A 21,940-nucleotide genomic window follows, 5' to 3' on the forward strand; every position below is an offset into this window, starting at 1 on the left:
ACGTGCGGAACGCGGCACGTTTCGCGTCACCGACGCGGCACGTGCATGGCGCACGACGGCATGCCGCCGCTCGGCAAGACGAAGGTGAGGCGCAACACGCGACCGCCGCCTTCGCCGTCCTCGACGCTCACGCGCGTCTCTCGGCGCACCGAGAGGCGCGCGAGGCGGTTGGCGAGCGCCGCGTCCACGACCGTGCCGAGGCTTCTCGGAGCGTGGGAGAAGCACGCGCGGTTCAACGCGTCGCTCACGCGCAGCAGCGCGTCCCGCGACGCCGACGGCAGCCGATTCGCCGCGTCGAGCGGGGCGCTCACCGTGAACGACCGCACGCGGTCCGCCTCACTCGCGCTTCGAGCTTCGTTCGAGAAGATCAAGGCGAGAAGCGACGAGGACGCGGGCCACGAGACGGAGTAGGCGGACGCCGTCGCGCTCGCCCCGGCGAAGGTGACGCTCGCGCCGGCCAGGGAACGCTCGACGAGGGCGACGGGATCTTGCGCGGAAGGGGCGGCGAGGGCGAGCGACGCGGCGGCGAGCATGCACGACGAAGTGACTCTCTTCATGCCTCCAGAACGTCACGCGAACGTGACGGAAAGCTGACCTCGCGGGCGCGTCAAGGCGTGAGGCGGTGACGGTCTCTCGGAAAGGCGCGGGCGAAGCGAACGTTGGCGATGCCGAGAAGCTTCGCGGTGAGACGCTCGGCGCCGATCGCGAACCCGCCGTGCGGCGGCATGCCGTGCTTGAAGACCTCCAGGTAGCCTTCGAAGCCCGCCTCGCTCATGCCGCGCTCCGACAGCGAGCGCTTCAGCATCGCGAGGTCGTGGATGCGCTGCCCGCCTGACGTGATCTCGATGCCGCGGAACAGCAAGTCGAACGAGCGGGTGAAGCCGTCCTCTTCGAAGAAGGCGTAAAAGGGACGGGCGGTCCTGGGATACTTCGTGACGAACACGAAGTCGCTTCCGTACTCTTCGAGGACGTACTGCGAAAACAGCCGCTCCGCCTCGGGATCGAGGTCCTTGCCGCCGACTTGATGGCCGTACTTCTCGGTGACGATGCGCCGCGCTTCCATGAGGGGAATGCGCGGAAAGCGCTCGCCGAGAATCGGCAAGGACGCGCCGAACAAGTCGAATTCCTCTTGGCACTGAGCTTCGAGCCGCTCGACGACGTTGCGCAGCAACGCCTCCTCGACGTCCATCACGTCCTCCTCGGAGTCGATGAAGCCAAGTTCGACGTCGAGCGAGAGGTACTCGTTGAGGTGACGGCTGGTCGCGTGCTCCTCGGCACGGTACACGGGCGCGGTCTCGAAGACCCGCTCGAACACGCCCACCATGATCTGCTTGTAAAGTTGCGGACTTTGCGCGAGGTAGGCGCGCTCGCCGAAGTAGTCGAGCTCGAACAAGTTCGCGCCGCCTTCCGCGCCCGCCGAGACGATCTTCGGCGTGAAGATCTCCGTGAAGCCTTCGCGCGAAAGGTAATCGCGGAAGGCGTCGACGAGCGTCGCTTGCACCTTGAGGGCCGCGCGGTCCTTGAGGCCTCGCACCGTCACGTACCGGTAGTCGAGCAAGGTCTCGGGATTGGCGTGCCACTCCACCTTGTTCATCTCGACGGGCGGCGGCTCGGTCGCTTCCGACAGCACGTGCAAGTTCGACGCCTGCACTTCGAAGCCGCCGGGCGCCTTGGCTTGCCGCACGACCTTGCCGATCACCTCGACGCTGCTCTCGGGCATGGGAAGGTGCGTCTTGGAAAGAACGACTTGCGCGACGCCGCTGCGGTCACGCAGCAGCAGGAACTGAACGCCGCCGAGGTCGCGGCGCGTGTACACGAAGCCGCGCAACTTCACCTGCTGTCCTTCGTGACTTGGAAGTTCCTTGATGAGCACCCTGCTGGCGATCGCCGATCCCGTCATATCTTCACTCCTTAACGAAAACCCCCCGGAGTGGCTCCGGGGGGTTCGCTCGTTCCGCGATACGGCTACGACGCCCCCGTGGGAGCATCATTATCGTCATTGCGCGGCGAGCGGTTCATTGCCGGGAGTGTAACACGGACACATCGCCGCGTGCGAGCGAAGTAGTCTAGGTCACGTGACGCACGACTTCGCGCCCAGGCGCAGCGACTTGACGTTCGCGATCGACACGGCCCGCGCGGCGGGCGACCTCGTCATGAACCACCGACGGCGCGGCTTCGACGTCGAGCGCAAATCCGACGTGCCCGACGACTTCGTGACGATCGCCGACCGTGAAGCGTCCGAGCTCATCATCGAGCGCATTCGGCGTCACGCGCCCTTCGACGGCGTGCTCAGCGAGGAGATGGCCGACGACGAGACGCGCCTCGCGAAGCGGCGGGTGTGGATCGTCGACCCGATCGACGGCACGAAAGAGTTCGTGCACGGCTCGCCCGACTTCGCCGTCAGCATCGGCTTGACGGTGGACGGCGAGCCTCGCCTCGGCGTGGTGTACGCGCCCGCCACGGGCGACGTGTACGCGGGACTCGACGGCGTCGAGAAGAACGGGCGAACCGTGGGCTTCTCGAAACGGCCCGTGGAGGACGCCGTCATCGCCGTGTCCGCCACAGAGTACGAGCGGGAATTGACGGGCACGCCGCTTCGGGGCATGCGGCCGAGCGGATCGATCGCCTTGAAGCTCGCGAAGATCGCGGCGGGCGAGGCGGACGCGACGTTCACGATCAATCCGCGCAGCGAGTGGGACGTGTGCGCCGGACACGCCCTCGTGGCGGCGGCGGGCGGTTCGTACACCTTTCGTGACGGCGCGGCCATCGGCTACAACGCGCCCGACCCGGCGCTTCGGCGCGGAACGATCGGCGGTCGCGGCGACGTCGTCGCGTGGCTCGCGCGCGAGCTCGACCGATTGGCAGTCGCGCAGCAGCATCTGTTCGTGCGAGAAGGCGAGGCGGCGTTCGCGCTCTTGCCGCCCGAACTTCGCGGGCACCCCAGCGTGCACGTCCGAACGGCGGGACGCGCCTTGGAATCCGCCGTGGCGCTCGAACGGCGCGGCGAGGCGTACCGAGTCGCGTACGCCGACGGCCCCGCGCGCGGCGTGTCGTTCATCATGCGCAACTTGCGGCGCTCGCTGAGCATTCCCGACGCGCCGAACTTCAGCGAATCGACCACGTCAGACGCGACGGAGTGACGCTTTCTTGGCGCGCCAACAAGGTCGTTCCGACGAGACGGTACGTCGAGCGCTCGACGTTCCAGCCTGAGCGTAGGTCGAGCGCGTACTCGACGCGCGTTCCGTCCGCGCAGGACTTGCCGCCTCGTACGGTCGTGTCGTTCGTCACGAAGACGTACACGTACTCCTCGGAGGTGCCCCACGTCACGCGGCGCGTGGACAACGTCGTCGGCACGTCGCCGCCCCACGCGCGAAGCGCGGCGATCTCGACCGACCGAACACCCGGATTCCCGACGTGAACGTCGCCCTCGCACTCCGGATCGGGCACGAGCCACTCGGGACGATGCGTCGCGACGCCGCGCGGCAACGGCAACGAGAATCGTCCGTCGGCGTCCACCGAGGCGGGCTCCACGATCGGCGCGTCCTCGTCGAGTCCGACGAACCGTGGAAGCGGACCGGTCGTCACGACGCGCCCCGCGATGTGCGTCAAGGCGGGCTGCTCGTCGAGACCGAACGACCGGCAAGCGGCGAGGAGCAGAGGCAAACCGAGCAGGACGAGCCACGAAGCGTTCTTCATGCGCTCAGGGTGCTTCGCGCTTCGTGGCACGCCGATGACAAGCCCGAACGGATGCTGGCAACGGATGCTGGCAACGGATGCTGGCGGCGCCCACGATCTTCACGCTCGGTCAACGTGCGCAAGGCGGAGCCACCCGTAGACTCAGGCGTGCCGACGAAGACGTCCTTTTGGGACGACCGCGTGCAGGTGTCCCGAAAGGACGCCGCGCGCGCCCACGTCGGCATGGGCCTCGTGTGGACGTGGGCGTGCCTGCTGAGCGAGCCGTGGGTGGAGCGCGCTCCGAGGCGCGTGGTACACGCGCTGCTGCGAGGCGGCTCGAAGGCGCTGCTGCGGCACCTCGGCGTGCGCCTCGACGTGCACGGCGCCGAGCACATCGCGCGAGGCCAACGATACGTCGTCGTATCGCTGCACGAAGGGCTCGTGGACGTGCCCGCCCTGTTGCACTTGCCGTTGCCGCTGAGATTCGTCGCGCGCGACGAGCTGTTCGGCTGGCCCCTGCTCGGCGCGGCCTTGAAGCGCACGAAGCAAATCGAAGTGCGCCCCGAGGACGGCGCGCGGGCGTACCGTACGCTGCTGCGCCACGCCCGAGACGTGTTCGCCGAAGGCGAAAGCGTCGCGATCTTCGCGCAAGGCACCATCCTCGGCTTGGAGTCGGACTTTCAAGGCGGCGCGTTCCACCTCGCGCGGGCGCTCGACAAGCCCATCTTGCCCGTCGCCTTGAGCGGCTCTCACCGCGTGTGGGAGCATCCGTACACGCCGACGGTGCGGTACGGCGAGCGCGTCTCCGTGCGCGTCCTGCCGCCGATTTCCGTGGAGGACGTGCGCGGCGTGCCGCTCGACGAGTTGCGCGTGCGCACGCGGCGGCAATTGAAGGCCGCCGCCCTCACTGTCGGCGGGGCCGCGCCGCGCCGCTTCGATCCCGAGCGGGACGGGTGGTGGGACGGCTACAAGTACGACATCGATCCGGATTTTCCCGATTTGTTCGGTCGCGTTCGCGCGCACCGAGAAGGAGCTCCCCGTGAAACACCTGCTGGTCCTGACGGCCCTGCTGGCCACGCCCGCGCTCGCACAGACGCGCACGGTCGACCGCGACTTCGCCCGCATGACGTGGAGTGACGTGCTGCGAGAAGCGCGCGGTCAGACCGTCAACTTCTACATGTGGGGCGGCAGCGACAACATCAACCGCTACGTCGACCGAGTCGTCGCGCCCGAACTCAAGAAGCTCGGCGTGACGCTGCGCCGCGTGCCCCTCACGGACACCGTGCAAGCCGTCAACCGCGTTCTCGGAGAAAAGCAGGCGGGCCGCGACACCAACGGTACGGTGGACCTCGTTTGGATCAACGGCGAGAACTTCAAGACCGCCAAGTCCGCTCGGCTGCTGTTCACGACGTGGGCGGAGCGCTTGCCGAACGCGAAGTACGTGGATTGGCAGAATCCGGCGGTGCGCAACGACTTCGGCGAGCCGGTGAGCGGCGCGGAAAGTCCGTGGGGGTCCACGCAGTGGCAGTACGTGTACGACTCGGCCCGAGTGAAAGCGGCCGACTTGCCGAAGTCCTTTCGCTCGCTCGCCGCTTGGGCGAAGAAGCACCCGGGCCGCTTCACGTTCGTCGCGCCGCCCGCCTTCTACGGCAACCGCTTTTTGCGACAAGCCTTGTTCGAACTCGCCGGGGGCGCCAAGCAATTCCAAGGCCCGTTCGACGAGCAGCGGTGGCGCGCGACGTCACCGCTGCTGTGGCGCTACCTGCGAGACCTCAAGCCGAACCTTTGGCGTGGCGGCGCGACCTTTCCCGCCGACATCGCGCAGCAATACCAACTGCTTTCCAACGGCGAGGTGGACTTCGCGTTCGTGCAGAACATCGCGGGCATCGCCGCCGAAGTCGAGAGCGGCCAGCTTCCGAAGTCGGCGCGCGTGTACCTGTTCGACGCGGGCACCGTCGCCGACTTCCACTACGTCGCCATTCCGTACAACTCGGCGAGAAAGGCGGGCGCGATGGTCCTCGCCAACGTGCTGCTGGAGCCCGAGTTGCAACTGCGAAAACTTTCCGGCGGCGTGTGGGGCGACGGGCTCGCCGTCGATCCCACCAAGGTGGGCGGCCGCTTCCCCGAGCGCGTGAAGGCCGCGTTGAACGTCGGGCCGTACACGCTCGATCCCGCCTTGCTCGCCCGGAACTCCTTCGGAGACGTCGCCGCCGAGTACGACAAGCGCGTGCAGGACGGCTGGAAGAGCTTGCGGTGACCGACCTCCGTCCAGGCTCGCCTGCTTCGCTCTCGGAGGCGCGGCGTTGACGCGAGCGAGGCACTCGTTCGAGCGGTGGGGCGCGCTTCCCGCCTTGCTGGTGTGCGGCGGTCTGTTCGGCGGGGGGCTGGCCCTCGCGTTCGCGCAAAGCTTGGGCTACTTGCCGTTCGCGGGCCGAACGCGCGTCGGCGTGGACGCGTACCGCGCGCTGCTCGGCTCGAGCGAGTTTTGGGCGTCGCTTCGGCTCACCTTGGTCGTCGCGCTCGCGTCGACGCTGCTGTCGGGCGTATTCGGCGTGCTGCTGGCGCTTCTCGTGCGTCGGCGCGGCGGGCGCTTCGCGCTCGGCGTGACCTTGCCGATTCCGCACGTCGTGTTCGCGGTCGTCGTGCTGCTCGCCTTCTCGCAAAGCGGGCTGTTGTCGAGGGCCACGCACGCCTTGGGGTGGACGAACGGGCCCGCCGACTTCCCCGTGCTCACGAACGACCCGCTCGGGCTGGGAATGATCGTGCACCTCGTCTTGAAGGAGTCGGCGTTCGTCGGCGTGACCGTGCTGGGCGCGCTCGCGCGGCTCGATCCCGCGTTCGAGGACGCCGCCGCCACCCTCGGCGCGACCTCTTGGCAGCGCGTTTCGCGCGTCACGCTGCCGCTCGTGGCGCCGACCGTCGCGGGCGCGCTCGTGCTGGTGTTCGCGTTCGCGTGCGCGACGTACGAGGTGCCGTACGTGCTGGGCGCGACCTTCCCTGGGACGCTCAGCGTTCTCGCCGTGCGCGCCTTCGGCGACGTGGACCTCGGCGCGCGCTCGACCGCAATGGCGATCTCCGTTCTCATCGCCGCGTCGCTGCTGCCGCTCGTCGTCGTGTACGCGCGGGCCACGAGGAAGCGGCCGTGAAAGTCGCGCTCGGCGCGGCGGGACTCTCGCCGCTCGCGGCGCTGCTCGTGTGGTCGTTCGCGCGGCGCTGGTACTACCCGGACGTGCTGCCCGGCGAGTGGGCCACCTCGGCTTGGGCGCGACTGCTCGACCCGGCGACGCGCGTGGCGGCGGCGGCGGCGAGCAGCGTGCTCGTCGCGGGCGGAGCGGCCCTGCTCGGCGTGCTGATCGCGCTGCCCGCCGCGCGGGTGCTCGCGAAGTCGACGTTTCGAGGCCGAACGATCCTGCTCGGCGTGCTGCTCGCGCCGCTTCTGCTGCCGAGCTTCGCGGGCGTGTTCGGCGTGCACGTCGTGTTCGTGCGGCTCGGACTCACGGACACGCTCGTCGGCGTGATCGCCGCGCATCTCGTTCCCGTCGTGCCGTACGCGGTCGTGCTGCTCACGGGGACGTGGCGCGAGTACGACGAGCGGCTCGAGGAAGGCGCGCGGATGCTCGGCGCGACGAGATGGCACGCCCTCGTGCTCGTCACGCTGCCCGCCCTTCGGCCCGGCTTGCTCGTCGCGCTGCTCTTCGCGTTCCTCGTGTCGTGGAGCGAGTACCTGCTCACCTTGCTGATCGGCGGAGCGAGCGTCCTCACGCTGCCGGTCGTGCTGCTCGCGAGCGCGTCGGGCGGTGACACGGCCCTCACGGCGGCCCTGGCGGTCGTGTACACCGTGCCGCCCTTGGCCGCGTACGCGCTGACGGCGAAAAACGTGCGAAGCTGGCGAGCGTGAGTTCGCTGGAATTGACGAACGTCAGCAAGTCGTTCGGACCCACGTCGATTTTGAGGAACGTGACGCTCGGCGTCCGAAGCGGCGAACGCTTCGTGCTGCTCGGCGCGTCGGGAAGCGGCAAGACGACGCTGCTGAGAATCGTCGCGGGCTTGGAGACGCCCGACGCGGGCGACGTCCGCCTCGACGGAGCGAGCGTCACGCGCGTGCCACCCGAACGGCGAGACGTGGGCCTCGTCTTTCAGCGTCCCTTGCTCTTTCCGCACCTCAGCGTGGGCGGGAATCTCGCGTTCGGCCTCAAGCTGCGCGGCGAGGCGAAGCGCGACATCGACCGCAAGGTCGCCGAGATGCTCGACCTCGTCAACCTCGAAGGCTTCCAGAACCGACGTCCGCACCAACTCAGCGGCGGACAGGAAAGCCGCGTGGCGCTCGCGCGCGCCCTCGTCACGTCGCCGCGCGTCCTGCTGCTCGACGAGCCGTTCAGCGCCCTCGACACGACCTTGCGCGCCGAGATGCGAAGCGTCGTGAAAGACTTGCAAGAACGCCTCGGCACGACCATCGTCCTCGTGACGCACGACCTCGAAGACGCCCTCGCCCTCGGGCGCAGGCTCGGCCTGCTGCACGAAGGACGCCTGCTGCAAGTCGGCGAGCCGAGAAGCTTCTACGACGCGCCCGCCACGCTCGACGTCGCGCGCTACATGGGCGGCGCGAACTTCCTCGAGGGCGAACAGGAAGGGCGGCGGGTGCGAACGAGCCTCGGCGTCCTGACCGCCAACGTCGAGCGTCGCGGAAAGGTCGTCGTCACGATTCGGCCCGAAGCGATTCGCTTCGGGCCCGGCCCCGAGAACACCGTCGAGGGAATTGTCTCGAACGCCGAGTACGGCGGCACCTTCATCCGCCACGAACTGCGCGTCGGCGACACCACGCTCGTGCGGCACGCTCCGCCGCACGAAACGCACGCGCTCGGCGAGCGAATCGTCGTGCACGTGCCCGTCGTCGCGTGCTGGACGGTTCCCGCCGAAACGACGACGTGAGGACGCGCGGTCGGGCGTCGTCCGCCAAAGTGCCGATGTGACGACGCTTCGACGCGCGCTACGTTCGCTGCATGAGCACCTTCAGCGGAGAGCGCCGCAGCATCGCCATCGCCGACGTTCCGCGAACGCGTCGCAACCTCGCCGCCGACCTCGCCGACCTCGGCGTTCGGGCGGGCATGACCGTCCTCGTCCACTCCAGCTTGAGCGCCCTGGGCTGGGTGGCCGGGGGACCCGTCGCCGTCATCCAAGCGTTGCAGGACGTCGTCACGCCGAGCGGCACGATCGTCATGCCCGCCTACTCCGGCGACCTCTCCGATCCCGCCCACTGGCGCAACCCCCCCGTGCCCGAAGCGTGGTGGCCCATCATCCGCGAGGAGACCTCGGCGTACGACCCGCACCTCACGCCCGTGCGAGGCGTCGGGCGCATCCCCGAACTCTTCCGCTCCTTTCCCGGCGTCTCGAGAAGCAGCCATCCCACCGGATCGCTCGCCGCGTGGGGACGCCACGCCCGCTTCGTCACCGAGCACCACTCGCTGGAAGACTCCATGGGCGAAGGCTCGCCGTTCGCGCGCGTGTACGACCTCGACGGGCACGTTCTGCTGCTCGGCACGGACCGCAACTCCAGCCTTCACCTCGCCGAGCACCGAGCCGGAATTCGCGAACGGCAACGGCAAGGCGCGCCGATCATCGAGAACGGCGTGCGGATGTGGAAGGAGTACTGGGATCTCGCGTACGACGACGAGGACTTCCCGCCCGTCAAGGCGGCGTTCGATCGGACGGGGCGGGTGACGTTCGGGCAGGTGGGGTCGGCGGCGTGTCGACTCATGAGGCAGCGAGAGGTGGTGGATTTCGCCGTGGAGTGGTTCAAGGAGAAGTCGGGTGGGGTGGAAGGGAGTTGAAGGGTGATGGGGGCCGAACGATGGTTCGTGAGCTTGTGAGGGCCGGTCCCCATCCCCCAACCCGCGCTTCGCAAGCCTGCGGCCTCCTACCCCCGCCGGGCTCGGAGGGCTTGACGTTGCACCGGGCAGGTCGGAGGTCAGCAACCTCGCCAAAGAGGCGTTGCCTGATCGATGTTCGGCCACCCTGCGCGCCCCGCCTGCTTCCGAATCTGTTGTGTCCCAAGGTGGCGGGCAGAAACGACCTCGCCCTTATCGTTCGCGAGTGCCAAGGATGGTAACCGTTTCTCGACGACTCCCGGCCCGTTGCTTTCAAGCTTCCCCAACCCTCCTCGGCCATTCCACACATTGACCTCCCCGAACAACCGTTCTACACTGACCGACATGATCAGCTCTGCGCTTCAACGTCGGGGAGTTCGCGGCTAACCAGCATTGGCACGCGACGCTCCCCGGCTTGTTTTGAAGCCGGGGCTTTCTTTTTGCTTCGAGGAGACACCATGACGACGAACGCCAGTACCGAACAGCAAGGCCGATCGACCCGCTACAATCCGCACTCCTTCGAGCCGAAGTGGCAAAAAGCGTGGGAGGAGCAAGGCTTGTACACGTTCGACGAAGCGTCGAGCAAGCCGAAATTCTACGCGTTGACGATGTTTCCGTACCCGAGCGGGAATCTGCACATCGGCCACTGGTACGCGTACTGCGTGCCCGACGCTCGCGCGCGTTGGTTGCGCATGCGCGGATACGAGGTGTTGTTCCCGATGGGCTTCGACGCGTTCGGCCTGCCCGCCGAGAACGCGGCGATCAAGCGCGGCATCGATCCGCGCGTGTGGACGCACGAAAACATCGCGTACATGCGCACGCAGTTCAAGCGCATGGGAACGATGATCGACTGGTCGCGGGAATTCGCGACGTGCGATCCGGAGTACTACCGGTGGAACCAGTGGTTCTTCGTTCAGTTCTTCAAACGCGGCTTGGCGTACAAGAAGGAGTCGTTCGTGAACTGGGACCCGGTCGATCAGACGGTCTTGGCCAACGAGCAGGTCGTCGACGGTCGCGGTGAACGGTCGGGCGCGCTGGTCGAGCGTCGCCTGATGAGCCAGTGGCACTTCAAGATCACGCAGTACGCCGAGGAGTTGCTGGACTTCGGCGCGACGGACATGCCCGAACGCGTGCGCCTGATGCAGACGAACTGGATCGGGAAGTCGGTCGGAGCGGAAATCGACTTCGACACGCCCGTCGGGCTGGAAACGGTCTTCTCGACGCGGCCCGACACCTTGCTGGGCGCGACGTTCCTGGTGTTGGCGCCCGAACACCCCAAGGTGAAGGCCTTGACGACCGACGAGCAACGCGCCGAGGTGGAAGCGTACGTCGAGGCGGCCGGAAAGATGAGCGAGATCGACCGTCAAGCCGAGGGGCGCGAGAAGACGGGCGTGTTCACGGGAAGCTTCGCGACGCACCCCGTGACGCGGCATCAAATCCCGATTTGGATCGCCGACTACGTGCTGGTCACGTATGGCACGGGCTCGATCATGGCGGTGCCGGGACACGACGTGCGCGACTTCGAGTTCGCGACGAAGTTCGGCTTGGAGATCCGGGAAGTCGTGCGTCCCGAGGGAGGCGAGCCGTTCGTGCCCTCGACGGCCGAAGAGGTGTTCACGGGCGACGGCATCATCGTGAACTCGGGTCCCCTGGACGGCATGCGGGGCGGCAAGGCGTTCATCGGGCCGGTCATCGAGACGTTGGCGGCGTCGGGCGTCGCTCGGGCGAAGACGACGTACCGTTTGCGTGACTGGCTGGTGAGTCGACAACGGTATTGGGGCACGCCCATTCCGATCGTGTACTGCCCGTCGTGCGGAACCGTGCCCGTTCCGGAAGATCAACTGCCGATTCCGCTGCCGTCGGACGTCGAGTTCCTGCCGACCGGGCAAAGCCCACTGAAGCTGCACGCGACGTGGAAGAACACCACGTGCCCGAAGTGCGGCGGCGCGGCGGAACGCGACACGGACACGATGGACACCTTCGTGGATTCCAGTTGGTACATGTACCGCTTCGCGTCGCCACACTTCGAGGAGGGCCCCTGGAACGCGGCGAAGGCCGAACCGCTGATGCCGATCGACTTGTACACGGGCGGCATCGAACACGCGATTTTGCACTTGCTGTACAGCCGCTTTTGGACGAAGGCGGCGCGCGACATCGGCTTGACGTCGAGTTCCGAGCCGTTCGCCGCGCTGCGCAACCAAGGCATCATCTTGGGCGAGGACAACGAGAAGATGAGCAAGTCGCGCGGAAACGTCGTCGACCCCGACGACTTGGTACGCGAGTACGGCGCGGACACCGTGCGGACGTACCTGGCGTTCATCGCGCCGTGGGAGTTGGGCGGCCCGTGGAACGCCAGCGGCATCAACGGACCCGCCAAGTGGCTGGGCCGCGTGTGGAGCTTGTACTTCGACGACGTGCAAGGACCCTCCGAGAACGTCTCGGAAGCGGAGGTGCGCTTCGCCGTGCACGCGACGTTGCGCAAGGTGACCGGGGACTTCGAGCGCTTGAGCTTCAACACCATCGTCGCGGCGTTGATGGAGCTGACGAACACCCTGGTGAAGGCCAAGCGCTCGCCCGTGTTCGGAACGGAGGCGTGGAGCGAGGCGTTGACGTTGTTCAACTTGATGCTGGCCCCGATGACGCCGCACGTCGCCGAGGAAATCTGGCATCAAACGGGCCGCGAAGGCAGCGTGCACGTGCAAGCGTGGCCGAGCGTGGACGAATCGGCCCTGGTGAGAAACACCATGACCATCGTCGTGCAGGTGAACGGCAAGTTGCGCGCGAACGTCGAGGTGCCGTCGGACGCCTCAAAGGACGACGTCATTGCCGTCGCCAAGCGTGACGAGAACGTCGCGAAGTTCGTGGAAGGCAAGGAGGTCTTCAAGGAGATCTACGTGCCGAACAAGCTGGTAAACTTGGTCATCCGCTAAGACGCCTTCCAGAACATTCGAAAGCGAGAGGTCACGCGTCCCGCGTGACCTCTCGCTTGGTTGATGTGGGACTTCCCGTCCACCGGGTGGCCCGCCCTTCGAAGCAACTCCGCGTCGCAGGGCGACGTGCCTTGCTCGCGATCCGAAGGGATGAACGAACCGTCGTACAAACGTGCCGACACCTGGCCTCGCCGAAGGTGCCTCTCCGGTCGTTCAGCCGCCGAGCACGGTCGCGACGGCGTCCGTGCCGCACTTCTCGTCAATCGCTCCGCTCGGCGCGCCGCCCACCCCGATCGCGCCCACCACGACGTTCGACACGCGAATCGGCGCGCCGCCCGCGACCACGAGGAATCGGTCGATGCGCGCGAGTTCCGCCGACGCGGGATTGTTGCGGATGTTCTCGGCGATCGCGGCGGTGGTGTTGCGCGCCGACGCGCTCGTGTACGCCTTGCGGTAGCTCGCGTCGATCGTATGCGGTCCGGCGTTCTCGGCGCGCGCCACGGCGAGCGTGACGCCCGCACGGTCCACGACGGTCACCGCCACGAAGTACCCTTGCTGCGCGCAGTTGCCGACGGCGAGTTGCGCGATGCGCACCGCCGCCGACAGGGTGACGGTCGGCTGCGCGACCGTCACGTCCGTCGAGAGTTGTACGGGTTGCGGCGTGGCGGGCTGAGCATTCTGGGCCAGTGCGGAGGACGTCAGGAGCAGGCCGAGCAGGAACTTGTTCATGCGCTCATCGTGCCTCGGGTGGGCGCCGAACGCCATTCGGGAAAGCCGCGAGTCGCCTCCGTAGTTTTACGGACCTTCGCGACTCGCGAGGTACATCCTCACGAGTTCCGCCACGGAGTTCGCGCCGAGCTTCTCGAAGAGACTCGCGCGGTGCGTTTCGATCGTGCGCGCCGAGATGCCGAGCGAGCGAGCGGCTTCCTTGTTGCTCGCGCCGTCGACGAGCAAGCGCAGCACGTCCGCTTCGCGGTCCGTGAGCCGCGCGAGTCGCGCGCGCGCCGAGGCCGCCGTGGTGTGCCGCTGGCGCACCTCCGCGTGCTGCCGCACCGCGCGCTGCACCGCGTCGAGCAGGTCGTGCTCGTCGATCGGTTTCGTCAGGAACTCCACCGCGCCCTGCTTGAACGCTCGCCGGCACAAGTCGATGTCACCGTGCCCGGTCACGACGATGACAGGAAGGTCCACGCCGTCGGCGCTCAGTCGAGCTTGCAACTCCAGGCCGCTCACGTGCGGCATGCGCACGTCGAGGATGAGGCAGCCGAAGGCCGACGCGTCGAAGGCCGAGAGGAACGCGGCCGGACTCGCGAAGTCACGCACGCTCAACCCGACCGTGCCGAGCAGCGTGGCGAGCGCGTCGCGCACCGCGTCGTCGTCGTCCACGAGGAACACGGTCGGCGCGTCGTCAAGCACCGGCGGCCTCCACGGCGCGAGTCGCAAGCGGAAGCGTCACGGTGAACGTCGCGCCGCCTTCGGGTCGGTTCTCGCCTGACAGCGTGCCGTGCATGCCTTCCACGAGCGAGTGCGACAAGGACAAGCCGAGGCCGAGACCGCCCGGCTTCGTCGTTGTGAAGGGCGAGAACAACCGCGCGCGGACGTCGTCGGGCAAGCCGGGTCCGGTATCGCGCACCTCGATCGCCACGAGCCCGGTTTGCAGGGCCGTCCGCACTTCGACGCTCGCGCCACCGGCGTCGAGGGCGTTGCGCAGCAAGTTCAGCAGCACCTGCTCGAGATGCACGGGGTCGACGTGCACGGTGAGCGGCGTGGCGTGCGTGTCGACGCTCACCTCGACATTCGCTTGCGCGAAGTCGCTCGCGGTGAGGGTCAAGGCGCTCTCGACGACTTGGCTGACGTCCACGAGCCGCGCGTGCGTGGGCGCGCCGCACGAGGTCGCGCAAGTGCACGATGATCGTCGCGGCGCGCTTCGCTTGCGTCACCACCGCGTCCAAGGAGCGGCGCACGCGCTCGACGTCTGCGGGCGCATCGAGCAAGCGCCGTGCCGCCTGCCCGTGGCTGACGATCGCCGTGAGCGGCTGGTTGAGTTCGTGCGCGAGGCCCGCGCTCATCTCGCCGAGCGTGGCGAGGCGAGCGGCGTGCGCGAGCATCACTTCGTGTTCGCGCACGCGCCGCTCGCTGTCCGAAAGCGCGGCGACAACGCGCGCACGCAGCGGGCCGACGTCGCGCAGCACGAGCACGCGTCCGGCCATGTCGGCGCCCGTGAGGGTGCCTTCCACGAGACGCGCACCTCCCGGCGTGAGCAGCGTGACGCCTTCGGGCAACTCGGCGGGGGCGCGGCCTTCCCAAAAGGCGCGTTCGTCGAAAGGTCGCTCGAGCAGCGTCGCGCGAAAGCGTACGACGTCGCGCGCCACCTCGCCTTCGAGCGTCTCGCCGAGCAAGGCGCGCGCGGCCGGATTGGCGAGTTGTACGTTGCCGTCCGCGTCGATCACGAGCAGCGCTTCGCTCACGCCGTGAAACGCGCGTACGGCGCGCGTCCGTTCGAGTTGCAACGCCCGCTCCGCCTCTCGGGAAGCGCTCAAGGCACGTTCGCGTCCTTCCACGAGGCGCACGAGCAGCAGCGTCGCGACGCCCGTCAACAAGCCGAGCGCGAGAATGCCCGCGAGCGGCAGGTCGGACGCGCGCAGAGGATGCGCCCCTCGAAACACGAACGGCTGCGACGCGCTGCCGAGCACTTTGCCGACGCGCAAGGGCGGCAGCCAAGCGATCACGCTCCGCGAGTCTCGCACCGCGAGCTCGGCGGCGACGACGGTCGTGTTCGGCCGCACGAGCGAGAAGGTCGACGTGACGTCCGGCGTGTCGTCTTCGTGCAAGAGGTGACGCGCGTCGATCCACAAGCGGACATCCTCGCGCGTCAACGCGTACACGGACGGTTGCGTCGGGTGCCAGCGCACGCCGTTCGCATCGGCGCGCACGTCGTCGCTTGGCGGGAGCGTTCCGGGAGAGCCGAGTACGGTGCAGCGGGGTCGGCAGCGTTGCACGCCCACGAGTTGCGGGTACTGCGCGCGCATCGCCGCCACGTACGACGCGAGCACCACGTCGGGCACGTTCGCGCGCGTCAAAGCGTTGAGGCTCGCGAGAATCGCGGTGTGCTGCTCGGCGCGCTGCGACAGCACGCGGTGCAGAATGCGCGCGGTCGTTTCGAAGCGGTCCTCAACGGCTTGCCGAGCGCCGAGCAGCAGCGTGACGCTCACGAGCGAGGTCACGAGCAGCCATGCGAGCAGCGCGCGCAAGCGAAACGGCATCATGCCGACATGATCGTGCGCAAAGAGGCAGCGTTGTCAAGCAGCGCCGCACGTCGTCGTGTTCTTGCAAGATCGTCGCGCGAGCAACGTGGCATACAACATCAGGGCGGATGATGGGATGCCAAGAACGAGCGTGAGCTGAGTCATTCGCTGAGGGCTTCAGGGACGAGGCCGAGGGGCATTCTGCCCCTCGGCCTCGTCGTGTCACGCGTTCTCGCAAAGGGTGTTCAGCGTTCGCGCCAGTACGCGGCGGCCGCCGCGACGCCGAATTCCTGCTCGATCTTGCCGTCCCACGAGCCCGCGACGGCGTCGGGTCCCGCGCCGATCGAGCCTTTGAGTTCCACCCGCATCCCCGCGTCCTGGATGCCGTCCTTGCCGAACTTGACGTAGATGCCTTCCTTGGCGCCCACGCCGCCCGTGACGGGCGCGCCGCTCGGCAGTTTCAACTCGGCCTTCACGCCCGTGAAGAAGGTGGCGTCGCCGTTCCAATCGAGGCTGGCCGACGCGAAGCCGCCGAGCCACTTCACGTCGAGCAGCGACGACGTCGACAGTTCGATGTCGATCTTCTTGCAGCTCACCGAGAAGCTCAGGCCCAGCCCGGACGCCTTGAGCGCGGGCGAGGGGACCTTGGACTTGAGCTTGACGCTCGACGGCACGCCGCCGCACGGATCGGCGTCGAGGTTGGGCAGCGCGGCGAGGTCGAGCGGGACGTTGGGTTGCGTCGCTCCGCACGTCAAGCTCAAGTCGGAAACGTCGCTCAGCAAGATGGCGCCGTACACCACCGGCCCGTAAAACGACGCTTTGGCCGACGCTTCGATGCTCGCGCGCAGGGCCGCGCGAACTTGCGGATCGGGAAGATTGGCGGCCAGGGCCGTTTCGAACTTCACGCGGGCGGACACGAAGCGCGCCATCGCCTGCTCCTGGCCTTTGACGTAGGGTCGGAAGGCGTCCATGTAGGCTTGTTCGGCGGTGTCGTAGACCTGCTTGCGCATCTCGCACGTCGCGCCGGACGGAAGGGCGTTGATCTTGCGCTCGATCTCCTCGTTGCGGGCGTTCGTGAGGGCGGGACGTGCGTTCATCATGTCGTAGTGCGCTCGGTACGCCGCTTGGTAAGCGGGCCACACCGCCGGTTCGAAGACCGAGGTGTTGATGGCGCTTCGCACGAGCTTGTACCACCGCAACTCGCCCGCGTCGAGGAGTTGCGAGAGATTGGGCGCGGCCGCGCGCGCGCTGAGCGCTCGCAGCAGCCCGTTGCCTTCTCGCTCCAACCCGAGGTACTGTCCGTGCAGCGCGACCGCCTCTTGGCGGTTCTTGGGCAGCTTGAGTTGCGGAAGGTCGAAGGTCGCGCCGCGACTCATGTCGAACAAGGTGCTCGCGGCGCGGCGCGTGGAGGCTTGCTCGCGAGGCTTGAGGGCGTCCCCGTGGGTTCCGGGCGTGTCCTCGGTCAAGATGAGGTCGCTGCTTTCAGGAGCGACCGTCCGGCGCAGCGCCGCGCGAAGTTCGCGGGTCGCGCCCGCGACGTCCCCGGCGCACAGCAGCGCCTTCGAGAGATTCATGCGCGCCTCGGAGAGGTCGGGCGTGATCGAAAGGGCCGCTTTCAAGGGCGTTTGCGCTTCACTCCAGCGTCCCAAGCCGAGAAAGGCGTGCCCGCGGTTCGTCAGGGCGATGGCGCGTCCCGGAACACCCGCGGGCGACGGCAAGGTTCCGCCGAGCTCGTCGGCGCGGTCGAGCACGGCGATCGCTTCGCGCGGCAATCCGGCGAGGGTGAGCACCCCGCCGAGGTTCACGAGGGTCATCGCGTCCTTGGGTTGAGAGCGGTGCCGCGCGAGGAGCAAGGCGAGGGCCGCGCGGGGCGAGTTGGCGGCGAGGGTCGCCGCGACGTCCGCCGACGTCGCGTTCGTCGCTTGTTTGCCAGGCGCGCCGACGAGGGCTTCGGCATTCTTGATCGCCGTCTCGAACGGCATGGCGCCCGCCTCTCGGCGTACCGGCAGTGGAAGCACCTTCGTTCCCTTGGCTTGCTCCTCGCGCAGCATCTTCAAGGTGAACTCCAAGCCTTCGCGCGCGGGATCTCCGGGTTTCATGGTGGCGAGGGTGCGTTCGAGCGTCTTGATCGTCTCGTCGACGTTCAGGCCGCCCGTCGGAGCGAGGCCCGGCGTCCTGGCGTCGCGCACGGCGGGGCGGCACGCTTCGCTGGCGAGCTTCGCCACTTGGGCGCGCATCTCGGTTTCCGGCCCCAAGATGGTCTGGTCGCTCAAGGACACCCACGAACCCGCGAGGGAGGACGAGACGCACAGGGCGGCGATCGGGATCAGCATTCGTTTCACGACGTCACCTTCGCAGGGCAGGCATGACCGAAGGATGTCGGCGGGACGGATTCGCGGAGCGTCACTTGGCATTCTCCAGGAACAAGTCCATGGTAATGCCGTAGCGGTCGTGGTTGTCGTGAAAGACCGCGAGCACGCGCGTCGAGAAGGTCCGCTCGTCGGTGGAGCTCAACAGGAGCTGCTCCTTGACGCCGTCGCGAACCTGCGTGGCGCTCACGTGGTAGCGGCCGATCGGCACGTTTCGCACGCCGTGACCGACGACGAACGGGCGGGTGAAGGACGCGGTCGAGCCGAGGATGTTCGGACCGTCGGGCGTGAAGGTGAACGACAAGGTGTCGTAGTCGAGTTCCACGTTCGAGTGCGCCACGGTGGTGTTCACCGTGCCGACGGGCAGCTTGGCGGGGTCGAGCGTGAAATCGCGCACGGCGCCCTTCGCGCCGTCGAAGGGCACGTCCACGTTCGGCGCGAGGCGCACTTCGAAGGTCTCTCCGCCGACGTTCAAGCGGAGGTAGGCGCCAGCCGACCACGTTCCGGCGTGCCGAGCGAGGGTGAGGCGGTACTGGCCACGCGCGTCGGTTTTGCCCACGACGTTCATGTCGTAGTAGGCGGTGTGGTCCGCGAAGACGTCCACGCCGACGACGGGACGACCCGCCGTGTCGCGCACGGTGCCGCTCATCGCCCAAGGCGTCGAGGCGGTCGGCGTGGGCGAAGCGGCCCGGGTGGTGCCGAAGGCGGCGAGCGAGGCGGCGAGGATCAGGGCGGGCAGGGCGACTCGGTTCATGGCGTTACCCTGACAGGCCGTGAATGATGAGGGGATGGTGCGCGCGCACGCCGAAATGAACGGCGCTCAGAGGGCGCTCCAACCTCTCGGCGACAAGCCGTGCAGCTCGCGCAGCGCCGCCGCCGCTCGTGGTTCGCCTCGCAAGTCGAGCCACCGAGCTCGCCACGCGACGTTCTCGCGCTGCGCGAGCAGGGCCGCCGCCGCTTCGAGCCGCTCGCTCGCCGCGAGGTCGTGGCCTTGCTCGCGCAGCGTCGCCGCCGCCTCGATTTCGAGCAGGGCCCGCAAGTGACCGGGAAACGAGGAGCTTCTCGCGGCTTCGAGGGCCGCCCGGGCCTCGGCGCGACGGCGGGTCAGGCGCAGGGTCTTGGCGTGCAGCAGCGGGAAGCTCGCGAGCAGCGACGAGTGCTCCAAGGTGTGGTCGCGCAACGACCGCTCGTACAGCGCGTACGCTCCCTCGAAATCGCCGACGAGTTGCGCCACCACGATCTGCGAGAACCGCAACGCCACGCGCTCGCCGAGGTTGACGTCGAGTCGGTCGAGGTGCGCTTCGCCGCGCGAGGCCACTTCGCTCGCCGCTCGGTTCTCGCCGAGTTCGGCGAGGACCCGCGCGAGCTTCACGAGGCTGGAACCCGCGCGAACGAAGTCGCCTCGCCTCAAGTGCATCGCCTCGGCTCGCTCGAGGTGTTCGCGCGCCGCTCGGGGCGCACCATACGAGTGCGCGAGGCCGAGTCCCTCGTGCGCTTTGGCTTGCCACTCCACCGAGCCCGTGAGTTCGCCGAGGACGCGCATTCGGTTCAAGTGGCGTGCCGTGTCGTCCTCGCGGCCCTCGATGAAGGCGACGAGGGCCGCGCCTTCTTGCAGTTGAGCTTCGACGAGCCGTTCGGGCGCGCCGTCGTCGGCGACGCGCAGGGCCGCGAAGCCCGCCTCGACGACGGTCGAGAGGCGCTCGACGTCGAGGGTGCTTTCCAAGAGGCGGTACTCTTGCATGAAGGCGGTCGCGCGCTGCAACGGCGTGACGGCGCGGGCGTGCAAGTCGCGCACGGCGTGCGCGTGCTCGGCGTCTTGCATCAAGGCGAGCATCTCGGCGCGGGCGGCGAGGGCGTCGAAGGCGCCGTCGGCGTCGTGCGGTTCGGACGCGGCGGCCGCTCGAGCGAAAAAGCTCGCCGCTTCCCCGAGGCGGGCGGTTCGCCGAGCCGCGTGGCCCGCCTCGACGAGCCAAGGCGCGGCCCGCGCGCCGTCGCCGCCCGCTTGCCAGTGGTGAGCGACGCGGCTCGGCAACGCGTCGGGGCGCTGCGCCAAAGCTCGGGCGGCCGCTCGATGCAAGAGCCGACGCACGCCTTCGGGCGTCTCCGCGCGCAACACCTCGGCCATCACGTCGTGACTGAAGCGCTCGCCGACCACGACGTGCGCCCGCTCCAACTCCTCCCACGCCGCGGCGGTTTCGAGCAGGGGCGCGCGCAGCGTGTCCGCGACGAGTTCGAGGTCGAAGTCGCTTTGCAGTACGGCGGCGGCGCGCGCCGCGTGCAGCGCGCTCCTCGTCAAGCCCGCGAGGCGCTGCCCGATGAGCTGACCGACGCGTTCGGCGACCGGCAGGGAGGCGTTCACCTCGGTCGGTCCGCGCTCCACGAGGCGGCGCAAGGTTTCGAGCACGAACAGGGGGTTGCCGCCCGTGAACGCCGCGAGTTCGGCGGCGCGCTCCAGCGTGTGAGGCACCTCGACGGTCGCCACGAGGCGTTTCACCGCCTCGTCGTCGAGCGGGCCGACGTCGATCCACTCGGCTTGCCCCGCGTCCACGAATCGTCGGAAGAGCGCGCGAACGTGCGGTTCGAGGTCCTCGTCACGAAAAGCGCCGACGAAGTGCGGCAAGCCTCCCGGCCGACCCAGCGGAAAGCTGCTCGACAACATCGCCATGCCCATCTCGGTCGTCGCGGCGTCCACCAAGTGGAGATCCTCGAAGATCGTCGCGACCGCGCCTTGCGCCACGATACCGACGCCCGACATGAAGTTGATCGCCTCGCCGAGGCGCGGATCGAACGTGGACGTGCCGAGCGCGGGCCGCCCGGGCAGAAGCGGCCCGAGCGCGTCGCTCACCCAGTCGGGCATGGAAAACCCCGGTTCGAGCGCGTCGAGCACACGCCTCAGCATCCTCGCCGTCGTCGCGTACGGCGCGCCTCGGTCGCCGGGCCGTCCCTCGAGGCGGAAGGCCGTTCCTTTGCTCGCCACGAAATCGTGCATGAGGCGCGACTTTCCCACTCCGGGCGGGCCGACGAGGAGCACGAGGCGGCCCGCGTGCCACGCGCGCTCCATGCGGTTCCACTCGCGCTCACGCCCCACCAGGACGGGCGGGCGAAGCACGGACGGCGGCAGGGTCGGCGGACGCAGGGTCGGCACGTCCACCGCTCCCCGGTCGATGAGGCGCGCGAGGTCGGCGGTCTCGGGCATGGGCTTCACCCCGAGTTCCTTCCACAGCACGTCTTGGCAGCGATGGTACGCCTTGAGGGCCGCCGGGCGGTCGCCGAGCAGGTAGTTCAGGCGCATCACGCGGCGGTGGGCGTCCTCCGAGACGGGAGCGAGGTCGAGCAGACGCGCGGCGACGCGGACGGCGACCGCGTACTCGCCCTTGGCCTCGAGTTCGGCGGCGTGCACGGCGAGGAGTTCCACGCGGCGCGCGTCGAGCCGCTCGCGCCACGCCAGCAGCCACTCGGCGAGGTCGGGCGAATGGTCGAGGTCCACGCCGTCGAGCAACGCGCCGCCCGGAACGTCGGCGGGGTCGGGCGCGCTCCGCACGAGAAGCGCGAGATCCACCGTCAATCCCGCTCCGAGCGCGACGTTCTCGTCGGCGGCCACGAGGTGCGGCGCGTGCGACTTGGCGATGCGCCGCAGCAGGTGCACGAGGTTGTTCCTCGCCGCTCCCTCGGGCGTGTCGGGCCAGAGCAGTCCGGCGAGCCGCGAGCGCGGCGTCGGCCCTTCCAAGGCGAGGTAGGCGAGGAGCGCGAGCGTGCGTCCCTCGACGCGCACGGCGCGGCCATCGGGATCGAACAGCCGAGGTTTGCCGAACGCCGCGAAGCGCCAAGAACCGTTGCTCATGGAGCCGTCATCGTAGCAA

The 21,940-nt window shown here is 68.4% G+C and carries 17 protein-coding genes and 1 pseudogene; 8 read left to right on the forward strand and 10 right to left on the reverse strand.

Features of this window, described 5'->3' with window-relative positions; all coding sequences use genetic code 11:
- Positions 1 to 26: 26 nt before the first annotated feature.
- Both DES52_RS13300 and aspS read right to left on the reverse strand, forming a co-directional pair.
- On the reverse strand, positions 27 to 557 hold the full coding sequence (locus DES52_RS13300; protein ID WP_146237286.1) for a hypothetical protein: 531 nt from the start codon (positions 555 to 557) through the stop codon (positions 27 to 29).
- A gap of 50 nt (positions 558 to 607) precedes the next feature.
- Positions 608 to 1,900, reverse strand: a complete 1,293-nt coding sequence (gene aspS, locus DES52_RS13305) for an aspartate--tRNA(Asn) ligase (RefSeq protein ID WP_110887306.1) — start codon at positions 1,898 to 1,900, stop codon at positions 608 to 610.
- 175 nt (positions 1,901 to 2,075) lie between these two features.
- Between aspS and DES52_RS13310 the strand changes: the two genes are divergently transcribed.
- Complete coding sequence (locus DES52_RS13310) at positions 2,076 to 3,140, forward strand: 3'(2'),5'-bisphosphate nucleotidase CysQ (protein WP_110887307.1); 1,065 nt, start codon at positions 2,076 to 2,078, stop codon at positions 3,138 to 3,140.
- Here the strand turns inward: DES52_RS13310 and DES52_RS13315 are convergent.
- Positions 3,106 to 3,696 (reverse strand): hypothetical protein, encoded by a 591-nt coding sequence (locus DES52_RS13315; RefSeq protein ID WP_170131048.1) that lies wholly within the window; start codon positions 3,694 to 3,696, stop codon positions 3,106 to 3,108. The genes DES52_RS13310 and DES52_RS13315 overlap by 35 nt on opposite strands.
- Before the next feature lie 147 nt (positions 3,697 to 3,843).
- Here DES52_RS13315 and DES52_RS13320 point away from each other — a divergent pair, with 147 nt between their 5' ends.
- From DES52_RS13320 to leuS, 7 genes are all read left to right on the forward strand, one after another.
- The gene (locus DES52_RS13320; protein ID WP_170131049.1) at positions 3,844 to 4,812 is read left to right on the forward strand and encodes a lysophospholipid acyltransferase family protein; all 969 of its coding nucleotides are present in this window, start codon (positions 3,844 to 3,846) and stop codon (positions 4,810 to 4,812) included.
- Positions 4,715 to 5,932 carry an ABC transporter substrate-binding protein gene (locus tag DES52_RS13325; RefSeq protein WP_170131050.1) on the forward strand — a complete coding sequence of 406 codons (1,218 nt, stop codon included), beginning with the start codon at positions 4,715 to 4,717 and terminating at the stop codon, positions 5,930 to 5,932. Before DES52_RS13320 ends, DES52_RS13325 begins: the two co-directional genes overlap by 98 nt.
- Positions 5,933 to 5,978: 46 nt before the next feature.
- Entirely contained in the window at positions 5,979 to 6,821 is an 843-nt protein-coding gene (locus tag DES52_RS13330) for an ABC transporter permease (protein WP_170131051.1), read from the forward strand.
- On the forward strand, positions 6,818 to 7,573 hold the full coding sequence (locus tag DES52_RS13335; protein ID WP_110887312.1) for an ABC transporter permease: 756 nt from the start codon (positions 6,818 to 6,820) through the stop codon (positions 7,571 to 7,573). The genes DES52_RS13330 and DES52_RS13335 overlap by 4 nt, the downstream gene beginning before the upstream one ends.
- A complete protein-coding gene (locus DES52_RS13340; protein ID WP_110887313.1) occupies positions 7,570 to 8,604 on the forward strand; it encodes an ABC transporter ATP-binding protein in 1,035 nt (344 codons plus the stop codon). Before DES52_RS13335 ends, DES52_RS13340 begins: the two co-directional genes overlap by 4 nt.
- Before the next feature lie 71 nt (positions 8,605 to 8,675).
- Positions 8,676 to 9,503 (forward strand): AAC(3) family N-acetyltransferase, encoded by an 828-nt coding sequence (locus tag DES52_RS13345; protein ID WP_110887314.1) that lies wholly within the window; start codon positions 8,676 to 8,678, stop codon positions 9,501 to 9,503.
- A 494-nt stretch (positions 9,504 to 9,997) separates the two neighbouring features.
- Positions 9,998 to 12,469: a leucine--tRNA ligase gene (gene leuS / locus DES52_RS13350; protein ID WP_110887315.1), complete on the forward strand. Its 2,472-nt coding sequence runs from the start codon at positions 9,998 to 10,000 to the stop codon at positions 12,467 to 12,469.
- Positions 12,470 to 12,682: 213 nt separating this feature from the next.
- Here leuS and DES52_RS13360 read toward each other — a convergent pair whose 3' ends face one another.
- The 7 genes and pseudogenes from DES52_RS13360 to DES52_RS13390 form a co-directional block, all read right to left on the reverse strand.
- On the reverse strand, positions 12,683 to 13,198 hold the full coding sequence (locus DES52_RS13360; protein ID WP_110887415.1) for a GlcG/HbpS family heme-binding protein: 516 nt from the start codon (positions 13,196 to 13,198) through the stop codon (positions 12,683 to 12,685).
- A 66-nt stretch (positions 13,199 to 13,264) separates the two neighbouring features.
- On the reverse strand, positions 13,265 to 13,882 hold the full coding sequence (locus DES52_RS13365) for a response regulator transcription factor (protein WP_110887317.1): 618 nt from the start codon (positions 13,880 to 13,882) through the stop codon (positions 13,265 to 13,267).
- Positions 13,875 to 14,327, reverse strand: coding sequence for a sensor histidine kinase (locus tag DES52_RS22985; RefSeq protein WP_110887318.1), 453 nt, complete (start codon positions 14,325 to 14,327; stop codon positions 13,875 to 13,877). The genes DES52_RS13365 and DES52_RS22985 overlap by 8 nt, the downstream gene beginning before the upstream one ends.
- Positions 14,328 to 14,406: 79 nt before the next feature.
- Positions 14,407 to 15,732: pseudogene (locus DES52_RS23755) on the reverse strand (PAS domain-containing protein); the annotation flags it as partial.
- 224 nt (positions 15,733 to 15,956) lie between these two features.
- A complete protein-coding gene (locus tag DES52_RS13380) occupies positions 15,957 to 18,053 on the reverse strand; it encodes a tetratricopeptide repeat protein (protein WP_146237289.1) in 2,097 nt (698 codons plus the stop codon).
- Between the two features lie 61 nt (positions 18,054 to 18,114).
- Positions 18,115 to 18,834, reverse strand: a complete 720-nt coding sequence (locus DES52_RS13385) for a carboxypeptidase regulatory-like domain-containing protein (protein WP_110887320.1) — start codon at positions 18,832 to 18,834, stop codon at positions 18,115 to 18,117.
- 66 nt (positions 18,835 to 18,900) lie between these two features.
- Complete coding sequence (locus DES52_RS13390) at positions 18,901 to 21,921, reverse strand: ATP-binding protein (RefSeq protein ID WP_110887321.1); 3,021 nt, start codon at positions 21,919 to 21,921, stop codon at positions 18,901 to 18,903.
- Positions 21,922 to 21,940 lie beyond the last annotated feature (19 nt).

Source organism: Deinococcus yavapaiensis KR-236 (assembly GCF_003217515.1).
Taxonomy (GTDB): Bacteria; Deinococcota; Deinococci; order Deinococcales; family Deinococcaceae; genus Deinococcus_A; species Deinococcus_A yavapaiensis.

What these genes read in the sequence shown, in the direction of transcription:
- DES52_RS13300 (WP_146237286.1), bottom strand. Translation starts at nt 557, where the DNA reads ATGAAGAGAGTCACTTCGTCGTGCATGCTCGCCGCCGCGTCGCTCGCC.
- aspS (WP_110887306.1), bottom strand. Translation starts at nt 1,900, where the DNA reads ATGACGGGATCGGCGATCGCCAGCAGGGTGCTCATCAAGGAACTTCCA.
- DES52_RS13315 (WP_170131048.1), bottom strand. Translation starts at nt 3,696, where the DNA reads ATGAAGAACGCTTCGTGGCTCGTCCTGCTCGGTTTGCCTCTGCTCCTC.
- DES52_RS13345 (WP_110887314.1), top strand. Translation starts at nt 8,676, where the DNA reads ATGAGCACCTTCAGCGGAGAGCGCCGCAGCATCGCCATCGCCGACGTT.
- leuS (WP_110887315.1), top strand. Translation starts at nt 9,998, where the DNA reads ATGACGACGAACGCCAGTACCGAACAGCAAGGCCGATCGACCCGCTAC.
- DES52_RS13360 (WP_110887415.1), bottom strand. Translation starts at nt 13,198, where the DNA reads ATGAACAAGTTCCTGCTCGGCCTGCTCCTGACGTCCTCCGCACTGGCC.
- DES52_RS13385 (WP_110887320.1), bottom strand. Translation starts at nt 18,834, where the DNA reads ATGAACCGAGTCGCCCTGCCCGCCCTGATCCTCGCCGCCTCGCTCGCC.
- DES52_RS13390 (WP_110887321.1), bottom strand. Translation starts at nt 21,921, where the DNA reads ATGAGCAACGGTTCTTGGCGCTTCGCGGCGTTCGGCAAACCTCGGCTG.